General features: G+C 67.2%; 16 protein-coding genes and 1 tRNA gene. 12 read left to right on the top strand and 5 right to left on the bottom strand.

The annotated features are described in order from the left end of the window. A partial coding sequence (locus JSE7799_RS17600) for a transposase (RefSeq protein WP_144431786.1) occupies nucleotides 1-423 on the top strand: 423 nt, incomplete at its 5' end. Nucleotides 424-503: 80 nt separating this feature from the next. Next, entirely contained in the window at nucleotides 504-875 is a 372-nt protein-coding gene (locus JSE7799_RS17595) for a hypothetical protein (protein WP_222101805.1), read from the top strand. 104 nt (nucleotides 876-979) lie between these two features. On the opposite strand, the gene JSE7799_RS17590 is transcribed toward JSE7799_RS17595, so the two are convergent. The 4 genes from JSE7799_RS17590 to JSE7799_RS17575 all read right to left on the bottom strand — a co-directional run bounded on the left by JSE7799_RS17590 (nucleotide 980) and on the right by JSE7799_RS17575 (nucleotide 5,113). Continuing rightward, nucleotides 980-1,056, bottom strand: a tRNA-Arg gene (locus JSE7799_RS17590). A 360-nt stretch (nucleotides 1,057-1,416) separates the two neighbouring features. Beyond that, nucleotides 1,417-2,802, bottom strand: a complete 1,386-nt coding sequence (locus JSE7799_RS17585) for a sensor histidine kinase (protein ID WP_055664772.1) — start codon at nucleotides 2,800-2,802, stop codon at nucleotides 1,417-1,419. Between the two features lie 100 nt (nucleotides 2,803-2,902). Beyond that, entirely contained in the window at nucleotides 2,903-4,369 is a 1,467-nt protein-coding gene (locus tag JSE7799_RS17580) for a dihydrolipoyl dehydrogenase family protein (RefSeq protein ID WP_055664771.1), read from the bottom strand. A gap of 3 nt (nucleotides 4,370-4,372) precedes the next feature. Beyond that, entirely contained in the window at nucleotides 4,373-5,113 is a 741-nt protein-coding gene (locus JSE7799_RS17575; protein WP_055664770.1) for a TVP38/TMEM64 family protein, read from the bottom strand. A gap of 287 nt (nucleotides 5,114-5,400) precedes the next feature. Here JSE7799_RS17575 and rpmH point away from each other — a divergent pair, with 287 nt between their 5' ends. From rpmH to argB, 10 genes are all read left to right on the top strand, one after another. Continuing rightward, entirely contained in the window at nucleotides 5,401-5,535 is a 135-nt protein-coding gene (rpmH, locus tag JSE7799_RS17570; protein WP_012177012.1) for a 50S ribosomal protein L34, read from the top strand. A 35-nt stretch (nucleotides 5,536-5,570) separates the two neighbouring features. Then, nucleotides 5,571-5,945 carry a ribonuclease P protein component gene (gene rnpA / locus JSE7799_RS17565; RefSeq protein WP_055664769.1) on the top strand — a complete coding sequence of 125 codons (375 nt, stop codon included), beginning with the start codon at nucleotides 5,571-5,573 and terminating at the stop codon, nucleotides 5,943-5,945. Then, nucleotides 5,942-6,163, top strand: coding sequence for a membrane protein insertion efficiency factor YidD (gene yidD, locus JSE7799_RS17560; RefSeq protein ID WP_055664768.1), 222 nt, complete (start codon nucleotides 5,942-5,944; stop codon nucleotides 6,161-6,163). The genes rnpA and yidD overlap by 4 nt, the downstream gene beginning before the upstream one ends. A gap of 69 nt (nucleotides 6,164-6,232) precedes the next feature. Next, nucleotides 6,233-7,117, top strand: coding sequence for a tRNA 2-thiocytidine(32) synthetase TtcA (ttcA, locus tag JSE7799_RS17555; RefSeq protein WP_055664767.1), 885 nt, complete (start codon nucleotides 6,233-6,235; stop codon nucleotides 7,115-7,117). Nucleotides 7,118-7,172: 55 nt separating this feature from the next. After that, nucleotides 7,173-8,726, top strand: coding sequence for a putative bifunctional diguanylate cyclase/phosphodiesterase (locus JSE7799_RS17550; protein ID WP_055664766.1), 1,554 nt, complete (start codon nucleotides 7,173-7,175; stop codon nucleotides 8,724-8,726). Nucleotides 8,727-8,969: 243 nt separating this feature from the next. Beyond that, the gene (yidC, locus tag JSE7799_RS17545) at nucleotides 8,970-10,841 is read left to right on the top strand and encodes a membrane protein insertase YidC (RefSeq protein ID WP_055664765.1); all 1,872 of its coding nucleotides are present in this window, start codon (nucleotides 8,970-8,972) and stop codon (nucleotides 10,839-10,841) included. Continuing rightward, the gene (locus JSE7799_RS17540) at nucleotides 10,841-11,587 is read left to right on the top strand and encodes an MOSC domain-containing protein (protein ID WP_055664764.1); all 747 of its coding nucleotides are present in this window, start codon (nucleotides 10,841-10,843) and stop codon (nucleotides 11,585-11,587) included. The genes yidC and JSE7799_RS17540 overlap by 1 nt, the downstream gene beginning before the upstream one ends. Next, nucleotides 11,584-12,225, top strand: a complete 642-nt coding sequence (locus JSE7799_RS22080) for a CatB-related O-acetyltransferase (protein ID WP_055664763.1) — start codon at nucleotides 11,584-11,586, stop codon at nucleotides 12,223-12,225. Before JSE7799_RS17540 ends, JSE7799_RS22080 begins: the two co-directional genes overlap by 4 nt. Further along, nucleotides 12,222-12,875, top strand: coding sequence for a ribosome biogenesis GTP-binding protein YihA/YsxC (yihA, locus tag JSE7799_RS17530; RefSeq protein WP_055664762.1), 654 nt, complete (start codon nucleotides 12,222-12,224; stop codon nucleotides 12,873-12,875). The genes JSE7799_RS22080 and yihA overlap by 4 nt, the downstream gene beginning before the upstream one ends. A 42-nt stretch (nucleotides 12,876-12,917) precedes the next feature. Then, complete coding sequence (gene argB, locus JSE7799_RS17525) at nucleotides 12,918-13,766, top strand: acetylglutamate kinase (RefSeq protein WP_370736666.1); 849 nt, start codon at nucleotides 12,918-12,920, stop codon at nucleotides 13,764-13,766. Between the two features lie 61 nt (nucleotides 13,767-13,827). On the opposite strand, the gene kynU is transcribed toward argB, so the two are convergent. Continuing rightward, nucleotides 13,828-15,033: a kynureninase gene (gene kynU / locus JSE7799_RS17520; RefSeq protein WP_186201998.1), complete on the bottom strand. Its 1,206-nt coding sequence runs from the start codon at nucleotides 15,031-15,033 to the stop codon at nucleotides 13,828-13,830. Between the last annotated feature and the right edge of the window lie 42 nt (nucleotides 15,034-15,075).

Below are 15,075 nucleotides of genomic sequence, written 5' to 3'. Positions count from 1 at the left end.
AGCAATACGCCGCTCCCGAACGTCGCGGCCAAGCCGCTCAAGGGAGAGTGGTTGATCGTGGTTACCAACGTCGCGCCGCGCACCGCGCTCGAAACCTACCGCAAACGTTGGGCGATCGAATGTCTGTTCGGCGATGCCAAGACGCGTGGCCTCAACCTTGAGGACACACGTCTCACCGATCCACGCAAACTCGCTCTGCTCATGTCCCTTGTCGCGCTTGCCCTTGCCTGGGCCGGTCGCGCCGCCGCAGACCTTCTCGGCAAGCGCGCGCCGCCGCGCAAAAGCCACGGCCACTACGCCAGATCCTGGTTTCGAACCGGCTTCGACCACATCCGAAGCCGCCTCAGATCCGATCCCCTCGACGCCATCGCGTCGTGGCAGAGGATCAACCCAGAAGCACGAAAGCCCTGCGGAGTCGTGTAGTGTGAATCGACCCGACTGTGCAGGGTTTCGCTGCGATCCACGTCGACCTTGAAGAGGTCCGAACCGTAGTCGTCGGCGAATTGCTCGACGCTGCGCCGAAATTGAAGACCGCGAAGATACTCGGCGGTTCGCTTCGGATGGTGGATTACCTGCTCACGACCGGGGAACTGACTCTCGAAAAACGCGGCCCAGCCCTTCGCGGCCACACGATGCCGGCCGTGACCTGTGCGTCCATCGCCGGCTTCCTGACGGACCACACGACGCTCGGCCGTGTCTCGCAGGCAACGGGCCTCTCGTTCCAGCGCCTTCGCTTCGAACTACCGAAACTGAGCATCCTGCCACGCCCGGTCCCGAAGGCCACCGGCCACATCTATGCAAAGGCCAGACTGAAGGACGTGATCCTAGATTCGGATTTAGAGCTTTCGGGACCCCTAAACTGGGACAGGATGTGAGCCTGCCCACAAATCAGATCACGCCCGATACGCCCGAACCGGACCCGAAGGTAACGCTTTACGTCGATAAAGGAAAACCTATCTGCCGTCTGACAATGGTAAAGTGGCGCGCTGGGGAGGATTCGAACCCCCGACCCCTTGATTCGTAGTCAAGTACTCTATCCAACTGAGCTACCAGCGCACTATGTGGGCCAGATAGCTTCCGGGGCGGAGGCGCGCAAGAGGCGATTTCACGGATTTCCTTTTCGTCCCGTACTCGCTTGGATCCGACGTTTTCCCCCTCGGATCACGCAGCTCGCTCCGCTTGCAAACCACCTCCCGCAATCACCGGGCCGCGTATGCCGCAGGACCAGGCGGGCGGGAACATTCGACAACTTGCGAATGCGCCGGTCCCACCGACGCTGGCGCCCCCTGCGAACCCGTTTTGCGGCGCCTCAAAGCAGCACTCGACATCCGAGGCCGGCGTAACCGGGGCCACCGCGACGACCTGATGTGCGGAACGCCTGTCTCGCCGTCCCCCCGTCGTCAAACCCGGCTTCGCCTATTCCACCCTGCCCTTCGGCAACGCGACGTGGAAGACCGTTCCCTCGACCTCCGACCGCTCAAGTTCCAGCGTCCCGCCATGGCCCTGGACCAGTTCGCGGGCGATGGCGAGGCCGAGACCGGTGCCGCCTTTCCGGACGTTGCCCTGAAAGGCCTGAAAGATATTCTCCCGCGCCTTGGGCGGCAGCCCGGGCCCGGTGTCGCAGACGCGCAGATGCCACGCGCTCTCGCTTTCCCCGGCGGTCACGACGATCTCGCCCGGCGCGCCCGTGGCGGCGATGGCCTGGCGGGCGTTGCGGATCAGGTTCCCCAGAACGCGGTGCATCTGCTCGGGATCCATCCGCACCACGAGACCGCGAGGCGCCTCATGGCGGATCTCGATTTCCACATCGCCCGAGGCCAGACGCTCGCTGTCGCAGATCTCGTCGAGAAACGGCGCCAGCGGCACCATCTGCAGCGCCGGCGGCGCTTCTTCGGCACGTCCGAAGGCCAGCGTTCCCTCCGTCAGGTTCACGGCCCGGGTCAGGGAGGCGACGATCTTCGGAGCCACGCGCTTGACCGTCGGGTCGTCCACCCGCTCCAGCCGGTCCGACAGCAGCGTCGCCGTCGTCAGGATGTTGCGCAGGTCATGGCTGACCTTTGCGACGGCACGGCCCAGCTGGGCCAGTCGCTCCTTCTGGCGCAGCGACTGGATGAGACGCGTCTCGAGATCGCGCAACGTGACCTCGGCATCCTGCAATTCGCGGACGGAGGAGCGGGGCTCGATGATCCGCGTCGCATCCTCGGGCGCGGCGGCATAGCGGCGCATCTGGCGGACCAGCCCCTTGACCGGCTGCACCATCAGGCGGCGGACGGCGAGAAAGAGAAAGAGCGCGGTGATCCCCGAGATCACGAGGCTCAGCCACAGGATGTTGAGCCCGTATTCGATCATGGCGGCATGCAGGTCCGACGTGTCGATTGCGGCCTCGATCTGTATCCCGCCGCCGCGGGCGGGCTCGGCCACGACGCGGATAATCTCGGGACCGGCGGTGAAGAAGCGGCGGGTGGCATCGGCGATCAGCGTGATCGCGGACGGATCGCGCAGATCCACCGTCCGCGCGACCGGCCCGGGCAGGTCGGAGCTGAGCACGAGCTGGCGCATCTCGTCGCGACGCAGCACGACATTCAGGACGCCCGCATTGGCCAGAAGTTCCGCCTCGACATCATCGGGGATCATGTCGCCCGTGCCCAGAAGCGCGAGCGACGCGATCTGCGCCCGCTCCATACGCTCGGTCAGGTAATCGAGCCGGAAGCGCGCGATCGAAGGCACGAAGATCAGGACCTCCGCGATCATCACGAAGAGGACCGTCAGGATCAGGAAGCGGCCGGAGAGGGTATTGAACATCGGATATCCGGTCGGTGATGCAGGTCCGTTATCACGCGTCGCGCCGGTTTGCGACAGAGGCGCAGGCCCGCCCCCAAGGTGAGGTCCAAGATGCCGCGGCTCAGGGCAGCCACTTCTGCACCAGCCTGACCGTCTTCTTGACCGCCGCACTCTCGAACAGGCGGGGGACGTAATATTGCCCCGCCGCCCGCTTGGAGATTTCGCCCAGTGTCGGATAGGGCGCCACCATGGCGGCGACGGCCCCGATCTTGAGACGGTTGGCGAGAACCAGCGACCACAGACCGATCAACTCGCCCGCCCGCGCACCGACGATGGACGCGCCAACGGGCCGGCCGCGGACGACCATCACCTTGATCAGGCCCCCGGTCTCGCCGTCGGCCACGGCACGGTCGTTCTCGCGGTAGGGAAAACGCAGGACCTCCAGCTTGCCGCCATGCTTCTCGCGCGCCTGCGCCTCGGTCATGCCGGCCTGCGCGAGTTCGGGATCGGTGAAGGTCACCCAAGGCAGATGATCGGTGCGCGCCTTCGCCCGCAGCCCGAACAGGATCGGCCGGAGCACCGTCGCGCCATGATACCCCGCGACATGCGTGAATTGCAGACGCCCCGCCACGTCGCCAACGGCAAAGACCCTGCGGTTGGTCGTCCGAAGCCCGTCATCCACCTTGATCGAACGGTCGTGTTCGATCCCGGCCGCATCGAGGTTCAGCGTATCGATGTTTGGCCTGCGGCCGACGGCCAGAAGCAGATGCGTGCCGGTGCGGTCGCCCTGCCCTGTATGCACCGTGATCGCGTCGTCCCGGCCGGAGATGCGCTCCGCCTTCGCATGCTCGACGATCTCGACGCCCTCGGCCCGCAGACGCGCCACCACGATCTCCGTCAGTTCGGGATCGTCTTGGGCCAGAGCACGGCCGCTTTCGATCACCGTGACCTTGGAGCCGAGCCGGATATGGGCCTGCGCCATCTCCATCCCGATCGGGCCGCCGCCAATGATCAGCAGGTGTTCGGGCCGCTCCATCAGATCGAAGAGCGTCTCGTTCGTCAGGTAGGACACGTCCTCGATGCCCGGAATAGGCGGAACCAGCGGCGCCGACCCGGTCGCGATCACGATCCGGCGGGCGGTGATGCGGTAGGTGTCCGTCTCGACCGTGTCCTTGTCGACGAAGCGGCCGAATTCGCGGATGACGCGGACGCCGAGCTTCTCGAACCGCTCCTGGCTGTCGACCGGGGCGATGGTCGCGATCGCGTGGTGGACGTGGCGCTTGGCGTCGGCATAGCTGATCTCGGGCGCGACCGGCGTGACGCCGTAGGAGGCGCCCGTGCGCATCGCATGCGCGTGCTTGCCCGCGGCGATCAGCGCCTTCGACGGCACGCAGCCGAAGTTCAGGCAATCGCCGCCCATCACGTGCCCCTCCAGCAGCGTGACATCCGCGCCCATCTGACTGCCCCCGTAGGCCGCCGACAGACCGCCCGCCCCCGCACCAATCACCAGCAGGTCGGTCCGGATCTCCGCCTTGGACGGCGTTTCCCGCGCATCCGGGCTCCGGCGGGTCGTGTCGTGCGTTTTCATGGCTCAGGCCTTCCCGCGAATGCGCTTGATGACGATCGGCAGTAGGGCCAACGCGGCGAGGCCGAGAATAGGGCCCAGAATATGCGGCTCGAAGATGATGTCGAAATCCGGCCTCTCGCCCCGGGCGAAGACCTCGCCCAGGCCTGCGCCGACCCAGGTATAGACGACCGATCCGGGCAGGATGCCCAGAAACGTCGTCACCACGTATTTCCCCAGCCCCACACCCACGAAGGCCGGGATCAGGTTCGCCACGAAAAACGGCACCGCCGGGATCAGGCGCATGACGAACAGATACGACGTCTCGTTCTCGCGGATGCCTTCGCGGATCCGCTTCACCATCCCCTCCGACGCGTCCATCCGCGCCGCAAGCCGGTCGCCCAGCCCGTGCCTCGCCGCCAGAAAGATTGCCGTCGCCCCAATCGTCGCCGCCACCGTGTTGTAGAGCACACCCGGAAACAGCCCGAACAGGAAGCCGCCGGTAAGCGTCGCGATCGCCGCCCCCGGCAACGAAAAAGCGACGATGGCGACATAGGCCGCGACGAAGACCGCGACGGTCAGTGCGTAATTCGCATCGCGAAAGGCGATCAGCGCCTCGCGGTTGTCGGCCAGCGTCTCGAACGACAGCCAGTCGCGCAGGAAGAACGCTCCCAAAAGCGCCGCCACCCCGATCGCCGCCAGCGGCAGGTAGCGGGTCCATCCGCGCGGGCTATCCGGGTCGCGTCGGGCTGTGCTGCGATCCGCCATGGGCTTCGTCTCCAAGTTCCGGCGCGCTCCGTTACGGAGATGCGTTCGCCCGCAGGCATGACCAAAGAACGGCCGCCGCGACAGCCAGGTTCACGCCTGTTTGAGCAAGCGTGTGCGCCCGGCGGCCGCAGAGGGGCAATGTTTCAATTCCGAATTCCCCCGATCCGCGTATGTTACGGCATCGAGGCCCGTTGACAGGCCCCGACACGTCACCTAGACGGCGGCTTCCTGTTTCCACGGTCGGCGCGGTTCATTCGAATCCCGGCCAAGCACCCGGAGAAGTGGCCATGAAGCGTACCTTCCAGCCCTCCAACCTCGTCCGCAAGCGCCGTCACGGATTCCGTGCGCGCATGGCTACAAAGGCCGGCCGCAAGATCCTGAACGCCCGCCGCGCCCGCGGCCGGAAGTCGCTCTCGGCCTGAGTCCATTGACGGATTTGCCACAGGCGCCGGAGGGGATGGCCTCTCCGGCGTCTTTGCGCGTCCTGAAGGCCCGCCGGCAATTCCTGGCATTGAACCACGGGCGGCGTGCGCCTGCGGGGTCTTTCCTGCTGCAGGCACGCGATCGAGGCGATGACGATCCCACCGTGGGCGTGGGCTTCACCTGCTCGAAGAAGGTCGGCAACGCCGTCGCCCGCAACCGCGCCAAGCGGCGTCTCCGCGAGGCCGCGCGGCTGATCCTGCCCCGGGCGGCCCGCCCCGGCTGGGATTACGCCCTGATCGGCCGCCGCGACGTGACCGCGGCGCGGGACTGGGACACCCTGCTCGACGACCTTCGCGGTGCGCTGGCGCGGGTTCACGGGGACAAGGCATCGCCGCGCGGCAACGCATGACGTTGCTCGCCCGCCTCCTGTCGCTTCCGGTCCATCTCTACCGCGCGACCTTCTCCCCCTTCGTGGGCCACAATTGCCGGTTCGCACCGACCTGCTCGGCCTATGCGCTCGAGGCGCTGCGGCGGCATGGCGGGCTCAGGGGCGGCTGGCTCGCGCTCCGGCGAATCGGACGCTGCCATCCCTGGGGCGGGTCGGGTATCGACAACGTGCCGGAGTGACGCTCCAAACGCCCCTCCCCGCGCTATCCGATCTGGCGCAGAGCACCCCAAGCGGATAGGTTTTTCGGCATGCTGGACGACAACGACGACATCCATCCGCTCTTCCACGGCGCGCCGGACACGACCGAGTTCCGCAAGCTGCGCAAGCGCATCATCCGCGAGACCCGCGAGGCGATCGACCGCTACGGCATGGTCCGCCGGCACCCCGCGGGGTCCCAAGGCGGGACGCGCGACCGCTGGCTTGTCTGCCTGTCGGGCGGCAAGGACAGCTACACCCTGCTGGCCGCGCTGACGGAACTGCGCTGGCGCGGCGTGCTGCCGGTGGATCTGCTGGCCTGCAATCTCGACCAGGGACAGCCGGGCTTTCCCGCGACCGTGCTGCCCGAATTCCTCGAGCGGATGGGCGTGCCGCACCGGATCGAATACCGCGACACCTACTCCATCGTGATGGACAAGGTGCCCGAGGGGCGCACCTTATGCGCGCTGTGTTCGCGGCTGCGGCGAGGCAACCTCTACCGCATCGCGCGGGAGGAGGGCTGTTCGGCCGTCGTGCTGGGCCATCACCGCGACGACATCCTCGAGACGTTCTTTCTCAATCTCTTCCACGGCGGCAAGGTGGCCACGATGCCGCCCAAACTGCTCAACGATGCGGGCGACCTGACGGTCCTGCGCCCCCTCGCGCACGTGGCCGAGGCCGATTGCGCCCGATTCGCCGAGGCGATGCGGTACCCGATCATCCCGTGCAACCTCTGCGGCAGTCAGGATGGCCTGCAGCGCCAGGCGATCAAGGCGATGCTCGACGGATGGGAGGCCAAGGCACCGGGCCGGCGGGCCAAGATGTTCTCGGCTTTAACGCAGGTGCGCCCGTCGCACATGCTGGATCCGGCGCTGTTCGATTTCGCCGCGCTGGCGCCGGATGAGAACAATTGTCCCGATCTCGGAGAGCCGAATTAAGCGTCTGGTTACCCTGTGAACCTAGCCCTCTTCGACGCAACGATCGGAGAGTTCCATGTCGACAGCGTCTCGCCTCGCCGCACGGATCCGCGCCACCATCCTGCGCTCGGCGGCGCGGCTGGAATGGACGCTCCTGTTTCCGTCCGCGGCCGCATTCGCCTGGTTCTACGGACAGGATGCGGTGGCGATGCTCCTCATCTTCGGGCTGCCGATCGTGCTCGCGCTCGACGGACGGCTGATGCGGCCCCGTGGAACGGGCCCTTCCACGCGCCCGGCGGCGGGTGAGCCATTCGGCCGCGCCGCGATCGTGCAGGTCGTCGACGACGTCCTGAAGGATTGCGCCCGCCGTGACCGCACGACGGCCCTCCTGCGCGTGGAGATCGACGATCTGGAGATCGGCGACGGCGGGTGGGGCGGCGGCACGGGCGAGGCGACGATGGACCGGCTCGTGCCGCGTATTTCCTCCACCCTGCGTGGACAGGATATCATCACGCGCCTGGGCGAGGACGGGTTCGTCATCATACTCGCCCCCACGCGTCATGCCGATCTCGACACGCTGATGAATATCGTCGACCGCCTCCAAGCCGCCATCGCAGAGCCGATCTCCCTCAACGGCCGGTCGTTCCGCGTCCATTCCTGCGTCGGTATCTGCAGCGAGGCGATGGCGCCCGAGCGGTCCGGCGCCGCCATGCTCGCCGCCACCGACTGCGCGTTGCGGATCGCGCGGCGTCAGGGCGCGGATGCGGTGCGGGCCTTCAACCCGGACATACGGATGCAGGTCGAAACCGACCACCGCCTCTCCACGCAGATCGAGGATGCGCTGGAATCCGGCCAGATCCGGCCGTGGTTTCAGCCGCAGGTCGATGCGCGGACCGGCGCGATCGTCGGCTTTGAGGCGCTCGCCCGCTGGCACCACCCCGAACTCGGCGTGCTTTCCCCCGACCGCTTCCTCTGCACAATCGCTTCCGCCGGTCGGGGTGCCGAACTGGGGGAATGCATCCTGCGCGCCGGCCTCAAGGCACTGATCGCCTGGGACGCGGCCGGTCTTTCCGTCCCCTGCCTCGGGATCAACGTCTCCCTCGATGAGCTGATGGATCCCCGTCTGGCCGAGCGGATCGCATGGCAGGTCGACCGCTACGACATCGCTCCCGAACGCATCGCCATCGAAATTCTCGAAACCGTGACGCTGCGCGACCACGATGCCATCATCATGCGCAACCTTCAGACATTGCGCAAAGCCGGATTTCGCCTCGATCTCGACGATTTCGGCACCGGTGCAGCCTCCATCGCCCATATCGCCCAGTTCGGCGTACACCGCATCAAAATCGACCGCAGCTTCGTCCACGGAATCGAGAGCGATCCGGCGCGGCGGGATGTCGTCTCCGCCATCCTCGGCCTCGCGCAGCGTCTCCGCATCGCGACGCTGGCTGAGGGGGTGGAAACCCCTGCGGAACAGGCGGTTCTCGCGGAAATGGGATGCCCGCACCTGCAGGGGTTCGGCATCGCCAGACCCATGCCGTTCGAGAAAACGGTCCGCTGGGCGCAGAACCGCCGCTCCGTCAAGCAACCCAAATCCCTGAGCGAGATGGAGCCGCGTGGCACCGCCTGACGCGCCCGGCATGGCGGTGCGGGTCCGGTGCGCGAGCAGTTCGGCCGTCATTTCCGTCGCGACAACGGCACGTCCGGGCGAGACACCGGCGCGCAGGCCTTGCCTTTCGCCTTGACCTTCCGGGGCGGGGTCTGTTGAACGGCGCCGGATTGCGGCGCGGCCGGTCCGCTCGGGCGGAGCCTGCTCCGCAGCCCGCGCCCGCCGCCCCGAACGCACCCTCGAACGAGCGAAGCCAGGCCCGACATGGACGATCAGAACAAGAACCTCATCCTCGCCACCGTGCTCAGCGCGGCGGTCCTTCTGGTCTGGTTCGTCCTGTTCCCGCCAGAGGAACGCTCCCCCGCCCTCCCCGAGACGGCCACCTCCGACGGGCTCGACTCGCCGACACCGCCGGGGGCCGTGGTCCGGCCTCCGGCCGCCGGAGAGGGCACCGCGGCCGTGCCGGGCACCGTCGTCGTCTCGCCCGAGGAGAGCCGCGCCGCCGCCATCGCCGCCTCTGCCCGCGTGCCGGTCGAAACGCCGCGCCTCATCGGATCCATTTCCCTGACCGGCGGGCGGATCGACGACATCTCGCTCAAGGATTACCGCGAGACGCTGGAGGACGATTCCCCCATCGTCACGCTTCTGACACCCGCAGGCGGCCCGCAGGCCTATTACGCGCTCCACGGCTGGTCCCCCGCGGGCGACCTGCCGTTCGAGGCGGTTCCGACGCCCCAGACCGAGTGGACCGCTCCCGAAGGCGCGATTTTGACGCCCGAGACTCCGCTGACCCTGACTTGGAACAACGATGCGGGGCTCATCTTCCGCCGCACGATCGCGGTCGACGACGACTACATGTTTTCCGTTACGCAATCGGTGGAAAACCTGAGCGACACGCCCGTGCGCCTCGCCCCCTACGGCGTCGTCGCGCGTCAGGGCGAACCCGACACGGTCAATTTCTTCATCCTCCACGAGGGCGTCGTCGCGCGCACCGACGGTAAGTTATCGGAGATCGACTACGACGACATGACCGAGTTCGAGGTCGACCCGCGCGAGCAGGGTCGCGTGCAGTTGATCGAGGGGACGCAGGACGGCTGGATCGGCTTCACGGACAAGTACTGGATGACCACGCTGATCCCGCCCGCGGGCCAGCCCTTCACCGAGGTCGTGAAATATTCCGACCAGAGCGATATCTTCCAGACACAGACCCGCATGCCGGTGCTCGAGGTGCCTGCCGGCGCGACCGCCACGTCCGAGAGCCTGCTCTTCGCCGGCGCGAAGGAATGGGAGACGATCCGCGAATACCAGAACGGTCTCGGGATCGACGGCTTCGTCGATTCCATCGACTGGGGCTGGTTCTATTTCCTCACCAAGCCGATCTTCGCCGCGCTGCATTTCCTCAACGGCCTGATCGGCAACATGGGCGTGGCGATCATCGTCCTGACGCTCGGCATCAAGGCGATCCTGCTGCCCCTGGCCTATAAATCCTACGTCTCCATGGCGCGCATGAAGGAGCTGCAGCCCGAGATGGAGAAGCTCAAGGAGCGGGCGGGCGACGACCGCCAGAAGCTCCAGCAGGGCATGATGGAGCTTTACAAGACCAACAAGGTGAATCCGGCCGCGGGCTGCCTGCCGATCCTGTTGCAGATTCCGATCTTCTTCAGCCTCTACAAGGTGATCTTCGTCACGCTGGAATTGCGTCATGCGCCGTTCTTCGGCCCGTTCCGGGATCTCAGCGCGCCGGATCCGACCTCGATCCTGAACCTGTTCGGCCTGCTGCCCTTCGCGGCGCCGGAACCGGGCACGATCATCGCGCTCGTCTTCATCGGCATCCTGCCGATCCTTCTCGGTGTGTCGATGTGGTTGCAGCAAAAGCTCAATCCCGCCCCCACCGACCCGACGCAGGCGATGATCTTCGCCTGGATGCCCTGGGTCTTCATGTTCATGCTGGGCGGTTTCGCCAGCGGTCTGGTCGTCTACTGGATCGCCAACAACACGATCACCTTCATCCAGCAGTATGCCATCATGCGGTCGCACGGCTCCAAGCCCGACCTGTTCGGCAACATCCGGTCGAGCTTCAAGCGCAAGCCCGCCGCGGCAAATGACGCGAAGGCGCCCGCCAAGAAGGGCAAGTGATGCGCGTCGACGCGATCTGGCGCCATCCGATCAAGGCCCATGGCCGCGAGGCGCTGGCCGCGTTCGACATCGCGGCCGGCGCCACGATCCCCCTTGATCGGGAATGGGCCGTCGTGCACGAAGCGGCGCGGATGGGTCCGACGGAGCAGGCGGGCGACTGGGCGCCCTGCGCCAACTTCAATCGCGGGGCCAAGACGCCGGCGCTGATGGCGGTTACCGCGCGCATGGCCGGCGACCATGTCATCCTCTCGCATCCGGACCGGCCCGACCTGATTTTCGACCCGGACGAGGACAACCGACCCTTCCTCGACTGGATCGCGCCGCTCAGCGACCCGAGCCGTGCGCGCCCCAGCCATATCGTGCGCGCGCGAGGCCGCGGCTATACCGACTCGCCGTTCGCCTCGATCTCGCTGCACTCCATCGCGTCGCTCACCGCACTGGAGACGCGGATCGGCCGGTCCCTGTCGCGCGACCGCTTCCGCGGCAATCTCTGGATCGACGGCGCGGAGCCTTGGGCGGAGTTCGACTGGATCGGTCGGGAAATGACTATCGGCACTGCCACGTTCCGCGCCGAGGAGCGGATCACGCGCTGCCGCGCGACGATGACCGATCCGGAGACGGGCCACGTCGATGCCGACACGCTCGGCGCGTTGGAGGCCGGTTGGGGCCATCGCGACTTTGGCGTCTACCTGACCTGCACGGCACCCGGCCATGTCGCGCGGGGCGATGCGCTGGTGCTGCGATGAACGGCCCCGACCCGGATGTCCTCACGCCGATGCCGTCCTATGACGGCCTCGTCTTCCTGCGCGCGCTGGCCCGGGGGCGGACGAATGTGACGGTGGGGCGATACGCCTATTACGACGACCGGGACCGCACGCGCGATTTCTTCGACCGCAACGTGATCCACCACCACGATTTCGTCGGCGATCATCTGACGATCGGGCCGTTCTGCGCGATCGCCTATGGCGTGACGATCATGATGGACGGGGGCGGCCACGTGATGGACGGCCTCTCGACCTATCCGTTCAACATCTTCGGCCACGGATGGGAGGCGGGCTTCGATCCGGAGGACTGGGCGGCGGTGCGCAGGGGCGACACCGAGATCGGCCCGGATGTCTGGATCGGCGACCGCGCCACGATCCTGCCGGGCGTGAAGATCGGCGCGGGCGCCGTCGTGGCGGCCATGGCCGTTGTGACCAAGGATGTCGCGCCCTATGCCATCGTCGCGGGCAACCCGGCGCGGGAATTGCGGCGGCGGTTCGATGCGGACATCATCGCGCGCCTGCTCGACGTGGCGTGGTGGGACTGGAGCACGGCGCGCATCACGCGCAACATCGACGCAATCCGCGGCGCGGACATCGCCGCTCTGGAGGCTGCAACATGAGCACCCTGCCCTTTCCGCTGGCCGAAGAGCCGGACCCCGAGGCGGCGGAGGCCGGCCGCCGGCTCTTCGTGTCGGAGCCGGAGTTCCTCAAGGGCGTCGTCGCGATGGACGGGATGCCGCCCGCCGACCGGGTGGAAGTCTGTTTCGCCGGGCGCTCGAATGTTGGCAAGTCCAGCCTGATCAACGCACTGACCGGGCGGCGCGCGCTGGCGCGGGCGTCGAACACGCCGGGCCGCACGCAGGAGATCAACTTCTTCACCCTCTCGGCCAGCCATTACCTCGTGGACCTGCCGGGCTATGGCTTCGCCAATGCGCCGGTGCCGGTGGTGGCCAAATGGCAGGCGCTTCTCAAGGCCTATCTGTCGGGGCGGGCGAGCCTGCGGCGGGCCTTCGTGCTGATCGATTCGCGGCACGGCCCCAAGGATGTGGACGAGGAGATCATGACCCTGCTCGACCGGTCGGCGGTGCCGTTCCAGGCGGTTCTGACGAAGGCGGACAAGGTGAAGGACGCGGAGCGCGACCGTGCCATCGACCGCACACGCGCGGTGCTGGCCCGCCATCCGGCCGCCTATCCGACGCTGATCGTGACGAGCGCCGAAAAGGGTTGGGGCATCGCAACCCTGCGATCCGAGATTGCCGCCATCGCGTGATCGCGCCACAAACCGGGAAACCCGATGCAGATCCGAGACGACATGACCCGTGACAACGCCGCCATCGCCCGAACGCTCAACGAGGCGCTCCCCTACCTGACCCGCTACGACGACGCGGTGGTGGTGATAAAATTGGGCGGCCACGCCATGGGCTCCGATGACGGAATGGCTAGTTTCGCGCGTGACGTGGTGCTGATGCGGACGGTGGGGATCAACCCCGTCATCGTCCATGGCGGCGGCCCGATGATCAACGAATTGCTGGCGCGGCTGGGGGTGGAGTCGCAATTCGTGCGCGGCAAGCGCGTGACCGATGCGGACACGATGCGCGTGGTCGAGATGGTGCTGGCCGGTGAGGTCAACAAGCGGATCGTGCAGGCTATCAACACCGCCGGGGGGCGCGCGGTCGGGCTGACGGGCAAGGATGCCGACATGATCACCTGCCGGCAGACCGATCCGGAACTGGGCTTTGTCGGAACGCCGACGGAGGTCGACCCGCGGCTGCTCAATTCGCTGTTCCGCGACGAAATGATCCCCGTGATCGCGCCGATCGGCACCGGAGAGCAGGACGAGACCTACAACATCAACGGCGACACGGCGGCGGGCGCGATTGCGGCCGCGCTCAAGGCGGACCGTCTGCTTCTGCTGACCGATGTGTCCGGGGTAAAGGACCAGTCGGGCGAGGTCGTGACGGCGCTGACCGCCGCGCGCGTGCGGGAAATGACCGCCGCGGGCGTGATCGCGGGCGGCATGATCCCCAAGACCGAGACCGCGCTCGACGCGCTGGAGGCGGGGGTGCGCGCGGTGGTCATCCTCGACGGGCGGGTGCCGAACGCGGTCCTGCTGGAGCTGTTCACCAGCCACGGGGCGGGCAGCCTGATCCGGATGGAGTGACGATTACCCGTGGGTAATTGCGAATCAAGCCTTTGATTTCACGCGAAAGGAAAGTGGGGGCTTACGTCACGCCGCGGCGGGCGCGAAAGCGCGGGTCGTCCCATTCGCGCCGCTCCAGCACGGCGGCCAGATGCTCCACCGCCGCGTCCACCTCGGCCTCTCCGAGATAGAGCGGCGTCAGACCGAAGCGCAGGATGTCCGGGGCCCGGAAGTCGCCGATCACGCCGCGCGCGATCAGGGCCTGCACGATCGCGTAGCCTTTCGGGTGGCGAAACGAGACCTGCGAGCCGCGCGGCACGTCCGACGGCAGGGCGGGCGTCAGGTCGGGGCACCGGGCGGCGACGGCTTTGGCGAAACGCTCCGACAGTTCCAGCGACCGGGCGCGCAGGGCAGCCATGTCCACCTCGTCCCAGATGTCGAGCGCCGCCTCCAGCGCCGCCAGTTGCAGGACCGGCGGCGTGCCGACGCGCATCCGGGCGATGCCCTCTCCGGGGCGGTAATCCTGCTCGAAGGCGAAGGGCGCCGCATGGCCGAGCCAGCCCGACAGCGCGGGGCGCACCGCATCGATCAGGTCGGGCCGGACATGGATGAAGGCGGGCGCGCCGGGGCCGGCATTGAGGTATTTATAGGTGCAGCCCACGGCGAAGTCGGCCCCGGCGGCGGTCACGTCGACCTCGTGCGCGCCGGCGGAATGGGCGAGATCCCAGACCGCCAGCGCCCCCGCCGCGTGCGCGCGCGCCGTCAGGTCCGCCATGTCGTGCATCCTGCCGGTGCGGTAATCCACCTGGGTCAGCATCACGACGGCCACATCGTCGTCGATCGCGTCCGCGACCGCGTCGGGCGGCACGACACGCAGTTCGTGGCCCCGGTCGAGCGATGCGATCAACCCCTCGGCCATGTAGAGATCGGACGGGAAATTGCCCTCGTCGGACAGGATCACGCGCCGGTCCGGCCGCATCTGAAGCGCCGCGGAGAGCGCCTGATGCACCTTGATCGACAGCGTGTCGCCGACGGAGACGGACCCTGCGGGCGCGCCAATCAGCCGTCCGATCCGGTCGCCCAGCCGCGCCGACCAATCCATCCACCCCGCACCGTCCGCGCCGTCGTTCCAGCCACGGATCAACAGGTCGCCCCACTCCTCCTCGATCACGCGCCGGACCCGCTCCGACGTGCCCGCAGGCAGGGGGCCCAGCGAGTTGCCATCGAGGTAGATCAGGCCCTCGGGCAGGTGAAACCGTGACCGCATTGCATCCCAATCCATGTCCATCACTCCCTTCCCGCTTGCAAAACCGAACTTTCGCAAGCCAAG

Source organism: Jannaschia seosinensis (assembly GCF_001408515.1).
GTDB lineage: Bacteria > Pseudomonadota > Alphaproteobacteria > Rhodobacterales > Rhodobacteraceae > Jannaschia > Jannaschia seosinensis.
The sequence above is the reverse complement of the archived record's forward strand: the minus strand, read 5'-3'. Positions and strand labels throughout refer to the sequence as shown.

Coding starts and splice junctions, on each gene's coding strand:
- JSE7799_RS17585 (WP_055664772.1), bottom strand. CDS start 2,802: ATGTTCAATACCCTCTCCGGCCGCTTCCTGATCCTGACGGTCCTCTTC.
- JSE7799_RS17580 (WP_055664771.1), bottom strand. CDS start 4,369: ATGAAAACGCACGACACGACCCGCCGGAGCCCGGATGCGCGGGAAACG.
- JSE7799_RS17575 (WP_055664770.1), bottom strand. CDS start 5,113: ATGGCGGATCGCAGCACAGCCCGACGCGACCCGGATAGCCCGCGCGGA.
- rpmH (WP_012177012.1), top strand. CDS start 5,401: ATGAAGCGTACCTTCCAGCCCTCCAACCTCGTCCGCAAGCGCCGTCAC.
- rnpA (WP_055664769.1), top strand. CDS start 5,571: ATGGCCTCTCCGGCGTCTTTGCGCGTCCTGAAGGCCCGCCGGCAATTC.
- yidD (WP_055664768.1), top strand. CDS start 5,942: ATGACGTTGCTCGCCCGCCTCCTGTCGCTTCCGGTCCATCTCTACCGC.
- ttcA (WP_055664767.1), top strand. CDS start 6,233: ATGCTGGACGACAACGACGACATCCATCCGCTCTTCCACGGCGCGCCG.
- JSE7799_RS17550 (WP_055664766.1), top strand. CDS start 7,173: ATGTCGACAGCGTCTCGCCTCGCCGCACGGATCCGCGCCACCATCCTG.
- yidC (WP_055664765.1), top strand. CDS start 8,970: ATGGACGATCAGAACAAGAACCTCATCCTCGCCACCGTGCTCAGCGCG.
- JSE7799_RS17540 (WP_055664764.1), top strand. CDS start 10,841: ATGCGCGTCGACGCGATCTGGCGCCATCCGATCAAGGCCCATGGCCGC.
- JSE7799_RS22080 (WP_055664763.1), top strand. CDS start 11,584: ATGAACGGCCCCGACCCGGATGTCCTCACGCCGATGCCGTCCTATGAC.
- yihA (WP_055664762.1), top strand. CDS start 12,222: ATGAGCACCCTGCCCTTTCCGCTGGCCGAAGAGCCGGACCCCGAGGCG.
- argB (WP_370736666.1), top strand. CDS start 12,918: ATGACCCGTGACAACGCCGCCATCGCCCGAACGCTCAACGAGGCGCTC.
- kynU (WP_186201998.1), bottom strand. CDS start 15,033: ATGGACATGGATTGGGATGCAATGCGGTCACGGTTTCACCTGCCCGAG.